At 53.1% G+C, this 15,740-nt stretch carries 16 protein-coding genes; 15 read left to right on the top strand and 1 reads right to left on the bottom strand.

Going from position 1 to position 15,740, the window contains the following annotated elements; genetic code table 11:
* The first annotated feature begins 57 nt into the window (after positions 1 to 57).
* Positions 58 to 825: a MotA/TolQ/ExbB proton channel family protein gene (locus tag AC1WNR_RS11905; RefSeq protein WP_481644712.1), complete on the top strand. Its 768-nt coding sequence runs from the start codon at positions 58 to 60 to the stop codon at positions 823 to 825.
* A 17-nt stretch (positions 826 to 842) separates the two neighbouring features.
* Complete coding sequence (locus tag AC1WNR_RS11900) at positions 843 to 2,009, top strand: flagellar motor protein MotB (RefSeq protein ID WP_481644711.1); 1,167 nt, start codon at positions 843 to 845, stop codon at positions 2,007 to 2,009.
* Positions 2,010 to 2,085: 76 nt separating this feature from the next.
* On the opposite strand, the gene flgM is transcribed toward AC1WNR_RS11900, so the two are convergent.
* On the bottom strand, positions 2,086 to 2,433 hold the full coding sequence (flgM, locus tag AC1WNR_RS11895) for a flagellar biosynthesis anti-sigma factor FlgM (protein ID WP_481644710.1): 348 nt from the start codon (positions 2,431 to 2,433) through the stop codon (positions 2,086 to 2,088).
* A gap of 241 nt (positions 2,434 to 2,674) precedes the next feature.
* Here flgM and flgB point away from each other — a divergent pair, with 241 nt between their 5' ends.
* The 13 genes from flgB to AC1WNR_RS11830 all read left to right on the top strand — a co-directional run bounded on the left by flgB (position 2,675) and on the right by AC1WNR_RS11830 (position 15,636).
* The gene (gene flgB / locus AC1WNR_RS11890) at positions 2,675 to 3,058 is read left to right on the top strand and encodes a flagellar basal body rod protein FlgB (protein WP_481644709.1); all 384 of its coding nucleotides are present in this window, start codon (positions 2,675 to 2,677) and stop codon (positions 3,056 to 3,058) included.
* 1 nt (position 3,059) lies between these two features.
* Positions 3,060 to 3,470 (top strand): flagellar basal body rod protein FlgC, encoded by a 411-nt coding sequence (flgC, locus tag AC1WNR_RS11885; RefSeq protein ID WP_481644708.1) that lies wholly within the window; start codon positions 3,060 to 3,062, stop codon positions 3,468 to 3,470.
* A 19-nt stretch (positions 3,471 to 3,489) separates the two neighbouring features.
* Positions 3,490 to 4,173 carry a flagellar hook assembly protein FlgD gene (locus AC1WNR_RS11880; RefSeq protein ID WP_481644707.1) on the top strand — a complete coding sequence of 228 codons (684 nt, stop codon included), beginning with the start codon at positions 3,490 to 3,492 and terminating at the stop codon, positions 4,171 to 4,173.
* Between the two features lie 36 nt (positions 4,174 to 4,209).
* Positions 4,210 to 6,666: a flagellar hook-basal body complex protein gene (locus tag AC1WNR_RS11875; RefSeq protein WP_481644706.1), complete on the top strand. Its 2,457-nt coding sequence runs from the start codon at positions 4,210 to 4,212 to the stop codon at positions 6,664 to 6,666.
* Positions 6,667 to 6,836: 170 nt separating this feature from the next.
* The gene (locus AC1WNR_RS11870; RefSeq protein WP_481644705.1) at positions 6,837 to 7,589 is read left to right on the top strand and encodes a flagellar basal body rod protein FlgF; all 753 of its coding nucleotides are present in this window, start codon (positions 6,837 to 6,839) and stop codon (positions 7,587 to 7,589) included.
* A 55-nt stretch (positions 7,590 to 7,644) separates the two neighbouring features.
* Positions 7,645 to 8,430, top strand: coding sequence for a flagellar basal-body rod protein FlgG (gene flgG / locus AC1WNR_RS11865; RefSeq protein ID WP_481644704.1), 786 nt, complete (start codon positions 7,645 to 7,647; stop codon positions 8,428 to 8,430).
* Between the two features lie 24 nt (positions 8,431 to 8,454).
* Positions 8,455 to 9,144, top strand: coding sequence for a flagellar basal body L-ring protein FlgH (locus tag AC1WNR_RS11860; protein ID WP_481644703.1), 690 nt, complete (start codon positions 8,455 to 8,457; stop codon positions 9,142 to 9,144).
* Between the two features lie 11 nt (positions 9,145 to 9,155).
* Positions 9,156 to 10,352 carry a flagellar basal body P-ring protein FlgI gene (locus tag AC1WNR_RS11855; RefSeq protein ID WP_481644702.1) on the top strand — a complete coding sequence of 399 codons (1,197 nt, stop codon included), beginning with the start codon at positions 9,156 to 9,158 and terminating at the stop codon, positions 10,350 to 10,352.
* A gap of 11 nt (positions 10,353 to 10,363) precedes the next feature.
* Positions 10,364 to 10,828, top strand: coding sequence for a rod-binding protein (locus tag AC1WNR_RS11850; RefSeq protein ID WP_481644701.1), 465 nt, complete (start codon positions 10,364 to 10,366; stop codon positions 10,826 to 10,828).
* A gap of 6 nt (positions 10,829 to 10,834) precedes the next feature.
* Entirely contained in the window at positions 10,835 to 12,943 is a 2,109-nt protein-coding gene (flgK, locus tag AC1WNR_RS11845; protein ID WP_481644700.1) for a flagellar hook-associated protein FlgK, read from the top strand.
* A gap of 59 nt (positions 12,944 to 13,002) precedes the next feature.
* The gene (gene flgL / locus AC1WNR_RS11840; RefSeq protein WP_481644699.1) at positions 13,003 to 13,929 is read left to right on the top strand and encodes a flagellar hook-associated protein FlgL; all 927 of its coding nucleotides are present in this window, start codon (positions 13,003 to 13,005) and stop codon (positions 13,927 to 13,929) included.
* Between the two features lie 203 nt (positions 13,930 to 14,132).
* Positions 14,133 to 14,945: a flagellin N-terminal helical domain-containing protein gene (locus AC1WNR_RS11835; protein ID WP_481644698.1), complete on the top strand. Its 813-nt coding sequence runs from the start codon at positions 14,133 to 14,135 to the stop codon at positions 14,943 to 14,945.
* A 325-nt stretch (positions 14,946 to 15,270) separates the two neighbouring features.
* Entirely contained in the window at positions 15,271 to 15,636 is a 366-nt protein-coding gene (locus tag AC1WNR_RS11830) for a flagellar protein FlaG (RefSeq protein ID WP_481644697.1), read from the top strand.
* Positions 15,637 to 15,740: the final 104 nt, after the last annotated feature.

The following is a 15,740-nucleotide window of genomic DNA, read 5'->3' as shown; positions in this document are numbered from 1 at the left end:
AACCAGAGTTTCTCCTTTAGTTTGAAAGGTTAATAGTATTTCAGGATTGGTTGAGTCATGGATATCGCAACGCTCATAGGTTTGTTAGGTGCCATTGGTACCATCGTGATGGCGGTCGTATTAGGCGGCTCTGCTGGCATGTTCATAAACGTACCATCCTTGGTTATCGTCTTTGGTGGTACCTTGATGGTTACGATGATGCGCTCCTCGATGGGGGACTTTGTGGGTGCGGTGAAAGTTGCTGGACGCAGCTTTGGCAACCCACTGGAGAAACCCGAGGCGCTGATTGAAAAGTTCGTCGAGTACGCCGAAATGGTGCGCAAAGATGGCATGATCGCGCTGGAGAGCAAGGTGGCAGAAGAGAAGAACGCCTACCTCAAGAACGGTCTAGAGATGTTGGTGGATGGTAAGGATAAGAGCTTTGTACAGACTCAACTAACCAAAGAGACCGAAATTATGACGATCCGCCACGAGCGCGGCGCGGATGTCTGGTCCGCCATTGGGGATTTTGGGCCGGCGATGGGTATGATTGGGACACTGGTGGGTCTAGTGCAGATGCTTGCTAACATGAGTGATCCAAAGTCGATTGGTCCGGCGATGGCGGTGGCGCTGCTAACGACGCTTTACGGTGCCTTTCTGGCCAATATTATTGCATTTCCGATTCAGCAGAAGTTGAAGCAGCGTCTGGTGGATGAAGCGCTAAATAATGAGCTGATTCTAAGCGCCCTGAACTTTATGCAGGATGGCGGCAACCCTCGTGTATTGTCCGACAAATTGGTGATCTATCTTGATCCGGCCACCCGGGCGAAATTTGCCAACGCTTAAACGGCATTGAGAGAGTTATGGCCACGAACGAAGAGACCGTCCAAGAGAACGCACCAGAAGAGGTGATTGGCACTGCAGTCGCAGAGGATGCCCCACCCGAAAAAGAGGTTGAGTGCGAGGAGTGTAAACCCGGCGCGCCTCTCTGGATGGCCACGTTTGCTGATATGGCAACTCTATTGATGGCCTTCTTTGTCCTTATTCTCTCCTTTACAGAAGCCCGTCGACTGCAGTATCTACAGGCTGCCGGTGCCCTCTCAGAGGCTTTCGGTGTGCAGAAAGAGGTACAGACCTTTGAGCGACCCGATGGCACCATGATTATCAATAACTCGTTCAGTTCATCAAACGCCAACCCCACTATTGTCAGTTCTGTAGAGCAGAGTAAGGTCGATGAAGACGACCCCGAGAAGGAGCTGGACCGCAATCGCAAACAGAAGAGTGAGTCCAGCGAGAATAGCCCGAGTGAGCAGCTTGAGTCCTTGTTGGCGGAGTATATCTCTAGGGGGCAGGTGGCGGTCCGCCAAGATGATCAGCGTGTCCTAGTAGAGATTCAGAACTTCGGTTCGGCTCAGGCAAATGAACAGCAGAGCTCGCAAGAGGTTGGTGGTGTCATTCCACAAGAGAAAGTTGAGTTGCTGCGGCGAGTTGCAGAGTTCCAGAAGAGTGCGCAAGCGCCGATCGAGGTTCTTGAGTACGCTGATACACCGAATTGGGCCGACCAGCAGCCAACAGATGAGCCGATGGACGCGGTTACACATAAGATTGAGCAGTTGAACAATGAGCTGGCGCGCGAAATAGAGAGCGGGATTGCTGAGGTGGAACGCCAGGGAGATCAGATAATTGTTCGCTTGGCCGAGAGTGCTACCTTTCCATCAGGCGGTTCCAAGATGAATACCAGCCGCGCTGAAGCCATGCTGCGCAAAGTGAGCAGTGTGATCACTAAGAATGACGGCCCGGTTACGATCGAGGGGCACACCTCTTCTGAACCAGTCCAATTGGATGGTCAGTTCCCGTCGAGTTGGGATTTGTCGATTGCTCGAGCCTCCTCGATCGCAAACTCGTTGTCTGGGCAATATGCGATTGACCCTGAGCGTTTGACTGTTAAGGGTTACGGGGACACCAAACCACCCGCGCAGGGGAGTGCGTTGGGCGAGCGGCGTATTGAAATTGTAATGGACGTAAACTGACAGCTAATCTGAATCTTAAGTAGAGAAAAGTAAAACGCAGAGCGATTCACCGGTCTGCGTTTTTTGTTTAAGTGGGTTAGCGTTTGATGCCCGGCGGGGGATCGATCAGATCGGCTAGGTTGAGCATCCGCTCAGCGATTGCATCGGGATCTAGCGGGTATCGACCCTCGGCTATAGCCCGCTTTATCATCTCTACCTTCTCCATATCGACGCCTGATAACTGCGCCGCCAACTGATTTGTGCTGCTCGCACTTTTTGCCGTATGGGTCAGGCTGACCTGATCAGAACTTGCACGCAGCTCACGCTGCTGTTGTAGATCGATTGGATCCTTAGCGGGCACAGTTTCGCCAGCGCTACTTTTACGCGGACTGGTCTCAGTTCTCGTAGCGCTATTGCGAGTTAAAAAGTGCACGTTATCAGCCATCAATCGTTCCTAGATATAGTTTCTCACTCTCTTATCGGCAACCCCTGATAAAACTTTAGCGAGGAGTGCCGTTGTGGGCGGCAAACGGTTGCCTCCTCTGCCTACTACAACGCCTGTTTGTAGACATAGATGAGCCAAAAAGTCAGTAAATCTTACGATAAAATATTGATTTAATTATTTAAATTATTTTTGGCCTGCTGTTTGCTTTTGCTTGGCAAGGGTATAAGAAAAGAGGCAAAAAATGTCTTTATTACAAGATCCATTTGGTATTCACGCTCAGGCGCTCACGCTTCGGTCTATGCGCTCTACCGTGCTAGCAGCAAATATTGCCAACGCCGATACGCCAAACTACAAAGCGCGTGATATCGACTTCAAACCGCTGTTATCCGGCAACTCTGTAGGTGAGTTAAGGATGAGTGACCGTGATCATATCCAGAGTGCCTATGGCGAACAGGGCGGGGACCTGCTCTACCGTATCCCAACCAACCCCTCCCTAAATGGAAACACGGTTGAGATCGATACAGAGCAGGGCATATTCGCCGACAACGCCATGCGTTATCAGGCAACACTGACCTTTTTGAACAGCCGAATCAAAGGCATTAAGACCGCGTTGAGAGGGGAATAAAATGTCATTTTTTAATGTGTTAGGGGTAGCGGGTTCGGGCATGCATGCCCAAATGGTTCGAATGAACACCATCTCATCCAACCTTGCCAACGTGGGTGTGGCAGCCTCGAGTGCCGAAGAAGCTTACAAAGCGAAGCGGCCGATCTTTCGCACGGTAATGGATCAAACAACCGAAACTTTCGCGGCAGGTGTGTCGGTAGAGAGTATCGGTAACAGCGATAAACCCAATGATCGGCGTTTTGAGCCCAACCATCCAATGGCCGATGCCGATGGCAATATCTATATCTCCAACGTCAACTCAATCGAAGAGATGGTGGAGATGACCGTGGCGTCACGCTCGTACCAAAACAACGTGGAGTCGATTAACACCGCGAAAAAGTTGGTGTTACAGACGCTACGCCTAGGACAGTAGAGGCTAGGAGGTTGCCCCAATGTTAGCAACAGGAATTAGCAGCGCGGTGCGCACGACCGACGACTATCTTAAGGCTCAAGAGGCAGAGGCCGAACGCACCTCATCAACGCTTGGCCAGAGTGACTTTTTGAAGCTGATGACCACTCAGTTGATGAATCAGGATCCCCTGCAGCCGATGGAGAATGGAGAGTTCTTGGCGCAGATGGCGCAGTTCTCGACTGTCAGTGGCATAACCGAGATGAACACCTCGATGCAGTCGATGTCAGACAGCTTCCGTTCGCAGCAGTTGATGCAGGCCAGTGGCCTTATCAATAAGAGTGCCTTGGTTGAGGGGGCCTTCGCCCAGCTCGATGCGACCAAGGGACTCAAAGGAGCAATTAGCCTAGATCAGGCGACTGATGGCACACAGATTGTGGTGAAGAACCTCAAGGGTGAGGTGGTCTACTCCGAGCATGTGGGGCTCATGTTTCCTGGAATCCATGAGTTCTCTTGGGATGGCATCACCAATGACGGCTACCCGGCCGAACCGGGTGAATATTTTGTTGAGCCAGTGGCACTGAAAAATGGTGAGGCTTATACCCCCACCACACTGGTTTACGCCAATGTAAATGCAATTTCGACAAGCCCCGCGGGCGAACTTCTGCTGGAGGTCGCTGGTGTCGGCAACATTCCATTTAACGAGGTCTATCGCGTCGGCGAGTAGAGCGATTAGAGACGATACACTTAGGGGACAACAGCTATGTCATTCTATACATCACTTACAGGACTTAACTCGGCCACCTCTCAGTTGGCGGTAACCTCAAACAACATTGCCAACTCCGGTACCACAGCGTTTAAACGCTCACGGGCCGACTTTGGTGATATCTTCTCCACCTCGCCGCTGCAGAAATCGTCGGCCCAGATTGGTCAGGGTGTACTCCTCAAGGGGGTTAACCAGGAGTTTAGCCAGGGTAACATTTCGACATCAGGTAACTCGCTCGATTTGGCGATTACCGGTGACGGTTTCTTCCCACTAAAAACCGCCGACGGTCTGCAGGATATCTACACCCGTAACGGTGCCTTCATGCTCAACGAGCAGAATAACGTGGTGAACTCGACTGGACAGCGACTGATGGCGGCATCGGTCGACTCATCCGGCACGGCGGATTTGAGTAACCTGAGTGCTCTTACAATTCCGTCACAAACAACGGGCGAGGCGCAAAAAACAACCGAGGTGAAGCTGGGCCTTAACCTGCCAGCGGATGCCGCAGTGATCGATGCGAAATTCGACCGAACTGATCCGTCCACCTATAACGAATCCACGGCACTGACGGTTTACGACGACTCCGGTGAGGGGTATCTGGCCACCATCTATTACGTGAAGACACAGACGGCAAATATTGGCACGCCGGAGAGTAAGTGGCAGACCTACTTCTTTATCGGAGATCAGGCCTTTAACTCACGCCTGCAGCAGGTGACCAATGAGTCGGGACAGTACTTGGAGATGAATGGTCACGGTGATATGCGTTATGTGACTGCTCGGGCATCGCAGAAAGTCGGTATGTTCCGCTATGACGAGAACGTCACCAAGCAGAACTCTGTGCCGGCAACGACCGTCTCATCAGTGCCGAGTGCGTCAACAATTATTGATGCGGATGACAACATCGAAGTTACCGGAGACAACCTAAAGTTTGACTTCACACTGACCGTCGATGGGGTTTCGCAGGCCATAAACCTTGATCTGACCGGTGATGATGATGTCGTTGACCACGAAATCGCTGGGGATGATCTGGCCTCTAAGCTGACAGTGGCGATCAACAACGCCTTCTCTGATCCAGCAAATACCTCAGATGCAACCCCCGCAGTTGAACCGAAATACGGCATGAAAGTGGTTTATGAAGAGGGGCAGTTCTCCTTCTCTTCTGGCTCTACGGGTGACTCTTCGAGCATCGAATTCTCCGATGTAGATAAATACGATGTTCAGGGTATTGATACCTCGACCGGTGCGTCGCAGATTCTGGGTGTGAGTACCGATAACGCTGTCTACGCTATTGGCGCAACCGATAACGCCGTGCGCGGTAAGGTATCGGACCCGGCGGTGCTCAAATCCGATCCGGTCATTTTGAAGTCGGACGGAACCATGACAATCGCCTCTGACTTAGATATCGAGGTGGTGGTGAACGGTGTGAAGTCTAACTTTACACTCGATATCGGTAACTCAAGTCTCAAACCAAGTGTCATCGCCGGTCTGCTAGAGCAGGGGATTAACTACCCAGATGCGGCCATCGATACGAAGGTTCTGCAGGATGCTGGCACAGCAGTGACGGAATCGGGGCAAAAGCTGCGTGGTGTAACCGTGGAGTTTGATGAGACCACCAACCAGTTTACCGTCACCAGCCCTACCACAGGTTCGGCCTCTGTTATCGATATCGTAAAGATTGCTGAAACAACGGGTGATAAAGCTGAGGTGCCTGAGCTGTTCGGTTTTGCCAATACCACCCGAGCCGTCGGTGTGACTAACCCCTGGGTTAACCTGTCGCAGCATACGGTCAACGGTACTCAGACCTTTGTGGAGCTCGGTGATGATGGCTACTACGAGGAGGTGACTGACCCTTCAGGTGTGGACTCAACCATCAACTCAGAGACGTGGAAGCCTGTCTTCCTAGACCCAGGTGAGCTGACCTTTACACTCAACGGTGAGGCGCTATCGCCCTTTATGGGTATCCCATTCACTGCACGCATTGTGGCGGGCCAGGATACCAATATCCCAATCAGCGACATGACCATAGACTTGACTCGATCCAGTCAGTACACCGGCACCTTCTCGGTTTTGAGCCAGTCGCAAGATGGTCAGCCTGAAGGTGACCTGATGGGTCTGGATATCGGTGGTGACGGTCTGGTGAACGCCTCGTTCTCCAACGGTACTCAGAAGTCGCTGGGTAAGATTATCCTCGCTAACTTTGCCTCGCCATCAGGTCTACGCCAGATGGGTGACTCAAGCTTCCTAGCCTCAGCTTCATCGGGTGATGCGAAGATCGGTGAAGCGGGATCCTCGGGTTTCGGTTCAATACGCGCCGGTGCAATCGAGCGTTCTAACGTGGATTTGACTCAGGAGCTAGTTGACCTGATTACCGCACAACGTAACTTCCAGGCCAACGCTAAGGCAATTGAAACCTCAAATACCCTGACCCAGGCCATTATTAATATTCGCGGATAACCCCTCCATCTGAATATTAGGTTTGGATCTTTTGCCCTCTATCTTATTGATATGAGGGCTTTTTTTGTTTATGGCACGCTATCTGTATCAATCTTTGTAATCGTGACGTTTTGTCATAAAAACGTCGCCAAAGCGGCAAAAGATTGCCGCAAACCACAGGGTAAAGACCGATGGACAAGATGATATATACCGTGCTTAACGGTATGAAAGTAACAGAGCAGCGCCAAGCCAACACCATTAACGAGTTGGCCAACGTGAGTACGGTAGGCTTTAAAAAGAGCTTCAACTCGGCGGTGATTTCCCGCGACCTAGTGGCACCCACCGGGCTCAATTCGCGTGCCATTCCAATTCTGAAAACTGAAAACGTGGTGGACTTAACACCCGGTCCAGTGCAGCGCTCGGGTAATCCGTTGGATCTCTATATTTCCGGTCAGGGCTTACTTGCCGTGCAGGCTCCCGATGGAACTGAAGTGTACACCCGCCGGGGGGATCTGAAGATCACCGACAATGGCGTCTTGACGACCGGTGCCGGCCACGTGGTGCTGGGGGATAACGGTCCCATCACGCTGCCGCCAACGTCGAAGATCGAGATCTCGGCTGATGGCACTGTCAATATTTTGGCGCAGGGCGAGGAAGGTAATGTGATGGAGCCCATCGCCCGACTGAAGCTGGTAAACGCTGAGGGCGAGGTGATGCAGATTCGCTCGGATGGCCTCTATCAGTCGGCTGCACAGACCCAGTTACCTGTTGATGCTCAGATCAGTGTAACCACCGGTGCTTTAGAAGGGAGTTCAGCGACACCGATTGATGCCATGGTGCAGATGATACGTGATTCGCGCGCCTACGAAATGCAGATCAGTGTGATGAAAAATGCAAAAGAGCTATCCACCGCCGGTGCCAGTGTGATGCGCTTGGATAGTTAACGTACAGATCAGGGGTAAGTGGCTTAAGACCACTGAATAAAAAGAGGATAGAACAATGGACGCTACATTATGGATTGCAAAGACCGGACTTGATGCGCAGCAGACGCGTATGTCTGTGATCTCGAACAACCTAGCGAACGTCAACACCATGGGCTTTAAACGTGACCGTGCCGTGTTTGAGGATCTGCTCTACCAGAACGTGCGTCAGGCAGGCGCCAATACCGCAGCCAACAGCCAGGCTCCAACCGGCCTGATGCTCGGTACCGGTACACGTATAGTTGCCACCGAGAAACTGCACACGCAGGGCAACATGGTGCAGACCGAAAATGCGCTGGATGTCGCTATTGATGGTCCCGGCTACTTCCAGATTCTGCGCCCTGACGCCACCATCGGGTACACCCGCGATGGCTCGTTTAAGCTCAGCGCTGATGGCAGTCTCGTTACCTCTAACGGTTTTCAACTACAGCCGACCGTTGCCATTCCAGCCGATGCCCAGTCGATCACTATTGGCCTGGATGGCACCGTGAGCGTGATGCGCTTTGGTCAGCCGCAACCGACCATTGTTGGCAATGTGCAGCTGGCAACCTTTGTAAACCCCGCGGGTCTGCAAGCGACCGGGGAGAACATGTATATCGAGACCGCTGCTAGCGGCGCTGCCCAGCTACTCACACCGGCCCAGCTTGGTGCGGGTAAGTTAGTACAGGGTGCGCTAGAGGCCTCCAACGTCAACGTGGTGGAGGAGATGGTCAATATGATTGAGACACAGCGCGCCTACGAGGTTAACTCTAAGGCGATCTCGGCGGCTGACCAGATGCTGAAGTTCGTCAATAACAACCTCTAAGGCAGTGGTTGAAGGAGGGGTAGCATGAGCATGGGTGCAGGGGTTAAGCGCGTGGCAGTAGCGGCAGCGTTGGGGCTGTTAGTGGGCTGTGGTGGTAATCAGCCGATGCCGCAACGGGTTAACAACTTTGAGCCGGTGATGCCGCAGGCGCAGATTACCGAGAAGGTGGTGGATGGCTCCATCTACTCCAGTCGGGTAAATGGCGGCCTCTTTGGTGATCGCAAGGCCTACCAGGCGGGTGACCTTATCACCATCTTGCTGCGCGAGCGCACCAACGCGGTGAAAGAGGCGTCCGGTTCGGTTGAACGCAGCTCCTCCAATGACGCCCTCTCACCGCTGCAGTTAGCGCGCTTTGGCTCGGCCGGTGGCCTCTTCTCGAGCGACTCCACAATGGGTTCAACCATCAGTAATGATGGCACCGGTGCGGCTACCCAGAGCAACCAGCTTGGCGGTGATATTACCGTCAGTGTGGTGAGCCTCTTGCCCAATGGCAACCTGGTGATTCGTGGTGAGAAGCTCATCACGCTAAACCACGGCGATGAGTATGTGCAGGTCTCCGGGGTGATTCGCCCGGATGATATTCAGCCGGACAACACTATTTTGTCCAAGCGCATCGCCAACGCACAGATCACCTACAGCGGCTCAGGGCAGTTGAACGATGCCACCAAGCTCGCCTGGGGTAACGCCTTCTTCCTCAAATTCTGGCCATTTTAAGCGAGGGTACTATGTCTAAAATTTCACTCGAAAAAGCGGTGCTGACATCCTCTCTGATCAGTGCAACCCTGTTTCTACGTGGTTTAGCTCTGATTCTCGTGCTGGCTTGGGCGAGCGGTGCGAATGCCGACCGCATAAAAGACCTCAGCGATATCGCTGGAATTCGGGATAACCAGTTGATCGGCTTCGGTCTGGTGGTGGGTTTAAATGGCACCGGCGATGGGGCGATCAACTTCACCAACCAGAGTTTGCGCTCGATGTTGTCGCGTTTTGGTTTAAATATTAACGATGTGACCTCTGATCTCTCGCAGTCGGCCTACAACTCTATCGCCGCGCGGGCGCAGGATATGGACCTGGTCAATGTGGCGGCAGTCATGGTAACCGCGGAGTTGCCCGCGTTTGCAAAACCGGGGCAGCGTATTGATGTAACCGCCTCCACGATCGGGGAAGCGACCAGCCTGCGTGGCGGCACGCTACTAATGACCCGCCTGTTGGGCGTAGATGGTGAGGTCTACGCCATGGCGCAGGGAAACCTCGCTGTGGGCGGTTTGGGTGCCGCCGCTGAGGGGTCAAAAGTGGTGGTTAATGTGCCCACCGTAGGGCGCGTACCATCCGGAGCAACGGTAGAGCGGTTGGTCGATACCCCTTTTGGCAGCAGTGACTATTTGGTTCTAAATATGAAGAGTCGCGACTTCACCACTACCACGCGTGTCGTGGAAGCGATTAACGACACCTTTGGTGCGGGTACCGCTGAGGCGATTGATGGAGTATCAGTACGCGTAGTTGCGCCCGAGGGGATGAGCGCGCGGGTCGGTTTCGTCTCTATGATCGAGGGGTTGGAGATCGATCCGGGTGAGCCACCTGCGCGGGTAGTCGTTAACTCGCGCTCGGGTACCGTCGTGATTAGCCGCAATGTGCGTGTTAGCGCCGCGGCCGTGACCCATGGCAGCCTGATGGTAAAGATTATGCAGCGTAATGAGGTGAGCCAGCCGGGCCCCTTTACCCAAGCAGAAGCCGTACCGGTGACCAATACCGATCTGACAGTGACCGAAGAGGAGAAACCGATGTTTCTGTTTGAGCCGGGTGTAGAGCTGCGTGAAATCGTGGATGCGGTGAACATGGTGGGGGCCTCCCCAAGTGCCTTGGTGGCAATCCTCGAAACCCTGAAACAGTCAGGCAGCTTGCGGGCTGAACTGATCATCATCTAACGGTGGACGGCATGGACGTTAGCGATAAGATTTCGAGCTACAACGACTTCCAAGGGATGGCGGAGCTGCGCGCGAAAGCCCAGCGCGATCAGGGTGCCGCCCTGGATGAGGTGGCGACTCAATTTGAGGGAATGTTCCTCAATATGATGCTCAAAGAGATGCGTAAGACGGTGCCCGAAAGCGAGCTGTTTAACTCCTCAGCACTGCGCATGTTTACCGATATGCAGGACCAGCAGATGGCGATGGCGATGGCCAAACAGGGGCCGCTAGGTTTTGCCGATATGCTGAAACAGAATTTGGCGGGTCAGCTCCCCTCGGGTGAGTCTGAAATAAAGTTTGAAGCGGCCTTGCAACATCTGCAGCAGAGCGCGCGTGCTTTCCAATTAAACAGCGCCACGCAAGCGTTTGAACTGCCAAAGGCGGGTAGTGCCGAAATGGCGCTAGATGTCTATCAAAGTATAGATAAAGGGTGGTAACAGATTATGGCTGATCTGCTGTCGGTTGGTACCTCGGGGATAAAAATTTACCAGCGCTCGCTGGCGACCGTTGCCAACAACATTTCCAATGTCGATACCGAAGGCTATTCGCGGCAGAGTCATGAGACCCGTCAAGAGATCGGCTCCGGCTCAGGCATGATCAAAGTGGGCCTCGGTGTATCGTCGGAGGCGGTGCGCCGTGCCTATGATAGCTTCGCCACAGAGACACTGCGCAAGAACACCTCGGCGTTAGAGCAGCAGAATTCGCTCTATGACTATGCGCGTAAGCTCGAGAATATTCTGGGTGATCCGCAACTTTCGGTCACCACAATTTTGGATCGTTTCTTCTCCGCTGCGCAGGATCTCTCGGTGTCCCCCTCGTCAGCCAGTGCCCGCGAAGGGCTGCTGAATGAGGCGCGCAACGTCTCTGAGCGCTTCCAATCGATGGCACGCCAATTCGATCAGCTCGATACCGACTCCTTTTTAGAGATCGAAAGCAAAGTGAGCAGCCTCAACACACTCGCGAAGCAATTGGCGGCGGTAAACCAGTCGCTCTATAAAAATGGCGAAGTGGGTAAGCAGCCCAACGCGCTGCTGGACCAGCGTGATGATCTACTCCAACAGATGTCTGAGCTAACAAAACTCGCGGTGGTTGAGCGTAAGAGCGGTGTGGTTGATGTCTATCTCGGTTTTCAGTCGCCCGACACTCAGATAGTTAACGGTGATATCTCCAAGATCGTGTCAGCAAAACGCCTGAGTAGCGATCCGGAACGCATTGGCTTTACCCTGGACGCGTACGGCTCACCCAAAGCGCTATCCAGTATTACCAGCGGCTCGCTGGCGGGCCTGCAAGATTTTCGTAACAACGCGCTGCAACAGGCGCGCAATGAGCTTGATGCGTTGGCACTGGGATTTATGAACGCTGTGAATGAGGTGCAGCGCAGTGGTTGGGACGCCTCCGGTAACTACGGTCGCGATATGTTTGGCGTGACGGACGCCAGCGCGCACGCTGCAGGCGAGATTGAGGTGTTGATCAGTGGGGGTGATGATATCGCCACTGCAGCCCCGCTGATGGTGGACCAACGCAGCAGCCACTCCACCTTGCAGCTAACTAGCTGGTCGGCAATTAATGAGGGATCTCTGCGCAAAGGCGAGCAGAGTATCGAGCAGGTACTGGGTGCTGTGAGCAGTAAAAAGGTGCTGGGCTCAGCAGAAATACCCGCTAAAGCCTTCGTGGTTGAAGGGAATAAAATTGGCGGACTTGACCTCGCCTTTGATAACGCCAGCGGCGTGCAGATCTTTACCCGTGATGGGCGCCACATCTTTGGCGATGCCGGTATTAGCGCGGACCTGAAAGCGACGCTGATCTCTACCGCCAACGGTTTTAACACCAGTGATGTGGCCAACTACAACAACAGCTATCTAAATCAGCAGGGGGCGGCCAGCTACAAAGATGCCTTCACTCTCACCACTGATGCCGACGGCAAAACTCACCTAATGATGACCGGCCAGATCAGCGATGACCTGCTGGTCTTTGTGACCGATGGTACCACTGAATTTTCCGGCGGTTGGTACCCTCAAGATGAGGCGCAGACGCGCCAGCAGCTGCTCTCTGAGGTGCGCATTGAGTTCACTACAGCCGATAGCTACACGATAACCGATATCACCACCGGCACCTCGATCGGTACGCGCAGCTACACGCCGGGTGATCTGATCGAGATCAACGGCTGGAGTGCGCAGCTGCAGAACAACCCGCTGGCCGGAGATAGCTTTACCGTCGCTCCCAACGCCTCGCCGCAGGGCGATAACCGTAACGTGCTGCAACTGGCGCAGCTGCAGTCCAACCGCGATATCTTTAACGGCCGCGGTACGCTGGGCGAGGTTTACGCCGATGTGATTAACGACCTGGGGTCGGTGGTGGTGCAGGCGCAGATTAGCCGCGACGCCCAGTCGGTATTAACTGATGAGGCGCGCCAGCAGCGTGACTCGGTATCGGCGGTGAGTTTAGATGAGGAGGCTGCCAACCTGTTGCGCTTTCAGCAGGCATATCAGGCCAACGCGCAGGTGATTCAGGCGGCTAACCGACTTTTTGATGTGATACTACAGATCCGCTAACAACCGCCGATGAGCAGTTAACGGGCAGCGCCGAACTAGGATGTAGAGCAGGAACCAAGATGCGAGTAACCACCAGTACCATTTTTGACCGCATAACCACCCAGCTAGGGCAGCAGCAGGCGCGCCTGGCCCAAACGCAGGAGCGTATCTCAACTGGGCGTAACTACCTCAAGCCATCCGATGCGCCCGATCAGGTCGCGGCCTTAGATAGGCTAGAGAGCTCGGTGCGCAAGGCGGATCAGTATCTTAAAAATATCGCCGCGGTGAACGACAAACTGAGCCTGCAGGAGCTTGCAATTACTGCCGTCAATGATGATCTGATACGCGCCAAAGAGCTGTTAATTCAAGGCGCCAACGGTACCCTGGATAAGACCACCAAAGAGGCGCTGGCGATAGAGCTAGACTCAATCTACAACAATCTGATCTCCGTCGGTAACGCCAAGGATACGGATGGCAGCTACCTCTTCTCCGGTTTTATTCAGGGTGTCCCCCCGTTCAGTGCGGGAAACGATCCGCTAGTCGGTGAGTTTACAGATTTTTTTGCCGGTAATGATGCGATTCAGCGCGTGGCGATAGATGACGGCTATGCGGTCGATGTGGGTCTTCCTGGCTCACGCCTCTTCTCCGGTTTTAGCGATGAGAACGGCGATACCACACACCTCTTTAAGGTGATAAAAGAGGCGAGCAATGCGCTGCGTGCCAACGATGAGGCGGGCATTCGTGCTGCGATTGATAGAGTGAGTAGTGGCTTTGAGCATATTAATGTGCGCCTGACTCAGGTGGGTGCCAAAATGCGCGTCACCGACACTCAGACACAGATACTCGATGAGCGCACACTCACTTTGGAGGGGATGATCTCATCGGTGAAGGACCTAGACTACATCTCCGCCGTGACCGAACTTAAGAACCAGAGCCTAGCGCTGCAAGCGGGCCAATCGAGCTTTGCCCAGATCTCCAACCTCTCGCTGTTCAACTACATAAAGTAGCTCCGCCGGCCTTTAACGAGCCCCTGTACTAGCTAAGCGCTTAACGGTCCTGGAAAATAAATTCTAAATCGCCATTAAAGTTATCCAAACGCCATCCGATATTAAGGGTACAGGAGTTGCCAGTCGCAGCTTCTAGTGGAAAGACCTGAGAGAATGCTCAGGGACTCGAAGCGGTGAAAACTTAAAAATATTGGAGACATATTATGTCAATGGTAATTAACACAAACGTAGCGTCACTCGCATCACAACGTCACCTTGCATCCTCTCGTGCAGATATGGAGCAGGCGATGGAACGTCTGTCGTCAGGCAAACGCATCAACTCAGCAATGGATGATGCTGCGGGCCTGACGATTGCCCATAGCCTAGATGGTAAAATTGCGAGTTTGAATCAGGCGGTCAGAAATGCCAATGATGGTATTGCAATGATAAATCTAGCGGAAGGCGCTCTTGAAGAGATCAGTTCGATGCTTACTCGTATGAAAGAGTTGTCGACCCAAGCACTAAACGGTACATATAGCTCTACAGATTTGACTAACCTTAGTGCCGAGTATACGGCTCTGAGTACCGAAATAACTCGAGTTGCAACCCATACAGATTTCAATGGAATTGATGTTCTGAACTCAACAACTGCTATTTCCTTTGCTGTGGGTGACGCAGCAGCAGATGCAATTAGCCTTACTCCACAAGAAATGGACGCAACCACCCTGACAATTGCCTCTGATCTTACAACTTCAGGAAACGCATCTACCTCACTAGGGCAGGTCAATGCTGCGATAGCAACTGTGGATTCATATCGGGCAACATTGGGTGCCACAGCTAACCGTTTGGAGCATTCAGCGTCGAACCTAATGTCGCGTGTAGAGCATCAATCTGCTGCTCGTTCGAGTATCCAAGATGCTGACTACGCGGTTGAATCTGCGAACCTAGCGAAAGCACAGGTACTGCAGCAGGCAGGTACAGCGATGCTGTCACAGGCGAATGCCAGCACTCAGAACGTGCTGTCACTGCTGAAGTAACGGGCGGTACGCCGGCTAGGGGTTAACACCTGGTTAAGATAAAAATCTTAGTCAGGTGCCCTGAAGGGTACTAAAGCTCTCAGAGATGAGAGCAGACTCTCCAAACTCTCAGCCGCGGTTGAGAGGGCAAAAGATTCAGGCCTGGTGTCAGGGTAACCCACCAAGTGGATCTGGATCTGAGTACGAACAGGTACTTGGGGAGTGAACTACTCAAACGCTCTTTAACAACGAATCGCTTCACTCGAACTTACTCTTACAGCGATTGAGGGAGAGTTTGGCAAGAGTGTTACACAGCGTTTGCGTAGCAAGCGTGGAGACGAAACTTATGAGTAGTATTGAGGCCGTGAAAGGCTCTGCTGTTCAGTCTCTCGACTTGGCCCGTGCAGCAGCACAATCGTCAAGTAGCTCGCCAGAGGCGGTTAAACCGCCAGCAGCGAGCTTTGAGGCCAATGAGAAGGTGCTGATCTCCGGGGAAGATCTGCAGGCTGCGATTGACCAGCTCAATCATCAGATGCAGAAGATGAACCGCAGTGTAAACTTCTCAGTGGATAGCGCGAGTGGCAAGGATGTGGTTCGCGTAACTGACAGCAACACCGGTCAAACGGTACGCCAGCTTCCAAATGAGGATATGCTCCAGTTTATCCGCAACATGGAAAATATGGTGGGAATGATCTTCGACAGTCGAACTTAACCGGTTCGCGATTGAAGCTCGAAGCAGATAAAACGCCAGAGGCTTGCGCTTCTGGCGTTTTTTTATGCCCGCCGTTTTGCCCATAAATGAGTTGGCACGTTTTC

The organism is Marinobacterium marisflavi, assembly GCF_982447095.1.
This window is presented reverse-complemented; position numbering and strand designations above follow the sequence as displayed.

Bases quoted from the DNA above. Each gene is read 5' to 3' on its own strand.
- AC1WNR_RS11905 (WP_481644712.1), top strand. From the start codon at position 58: ATGGATATCGCAACGCTCATAGGTTTGTTAGGTGCCATTGGTACCATC.
- AC1WNR_RS11900 (WP_481644711.1), top strand. From the start codon at position 843: ATGGCCACGAACGAAGAGACCGTCCAAGAGAACGCACCAGAAGAGGTG.
- flgM (WP_481644710.1), bottom strand. From the start codon at position 2,433: ATGGCTGATAACGTGCACTTTTTAACTCGCAATAGCGCTACGAGAACT.
- flgB (WP_481644709.1), top strand. From the start codon at position 2,675: ATGTCTTTATTACAAGATCCATTTGGTATTCACGCTCAGGCGCTCACG.
- flgC (WP_481644708.1), top strand. From the start codon at position 3,060: ATGTCATTTTTTAATGTGTTAGGGGTAGCGGGTTCGGGCATGCATGCC.
- AC1WNR_RS11880 (WP_481644707.1), top strand. From the start codon at position 3,490: ATGTTAGCAACAGGAATTAGCAGCGCGGTGCGCACGACCGACGACTAT.
- AC1WNR_RS11875 (WP_481644706.1), top strand. From the start codon at position 4,210: ATGTCATTCTATACATCACTTACAGGACTTAACTCGGCCACCTCTCAG.
- AC1WNR_RS11870 (WP_481644705.1), top strand. From the start codon at position 6,837: ATGGACAAGATGATATATACCGTGCTTAACGGTATGAAAGTAACAGAG.
- flgG (WP_481644704.1), top strand. From the start codon at position 7,645: ATGGACGCTACATTATGGATTGCAAAGACCGGACTTGATGCGCAGCAG.
- AC1WNR_RS11860 (WP_481644703.1), top strand. From the start codon at position 8,455: ATGAGCATGGGTGCAGGGGTTAAGCGCGTGGCAGTAGCGGCAGCGTTG.
- AC1WNR_RS11855 (WP_481644702.1), top strand. From the start codon at position 9,156: ATGTCTAAAATTTCACTCGAAAAAGCGGTGCTGACATCCTCTCTGATC.
- AC1WNR_RS11850 (WP_481644701.1), top strand. From the start codon at position 10,364: ATGGACGTTAGCGATAAGATTTCGAGCTACAACGACTTCCAAGGGATG.
- flgK (WP_481644700.1), top strand. From the start codon at position 10,835: ATGGCTGATCTGCTGTCGGTTGGTACCTCGGGGATAAAAATTTACCAG.
- flgL (WP_481644699.1), top strand. From the start codon at position 13,003: ATGCGAGTAACCACCAGTACCATTTTTGACCGCATAACCACCCAGCTA.
- AC1WNR_RS11835 (WP_481644698.1), top strand. From the start codon at position 14,133: ATGTCAATGGTAATTAACACAAACGTAGCGTCACTCGCATCACAACGT.
- AC1WNR_RS11830 (WP_481644697.1), top strand. From the start codon at position 15,271: ATGAGTAGTATTGAGGCCGTGAAAGGCTCTGCTGTTCAGTCTCTCGAC.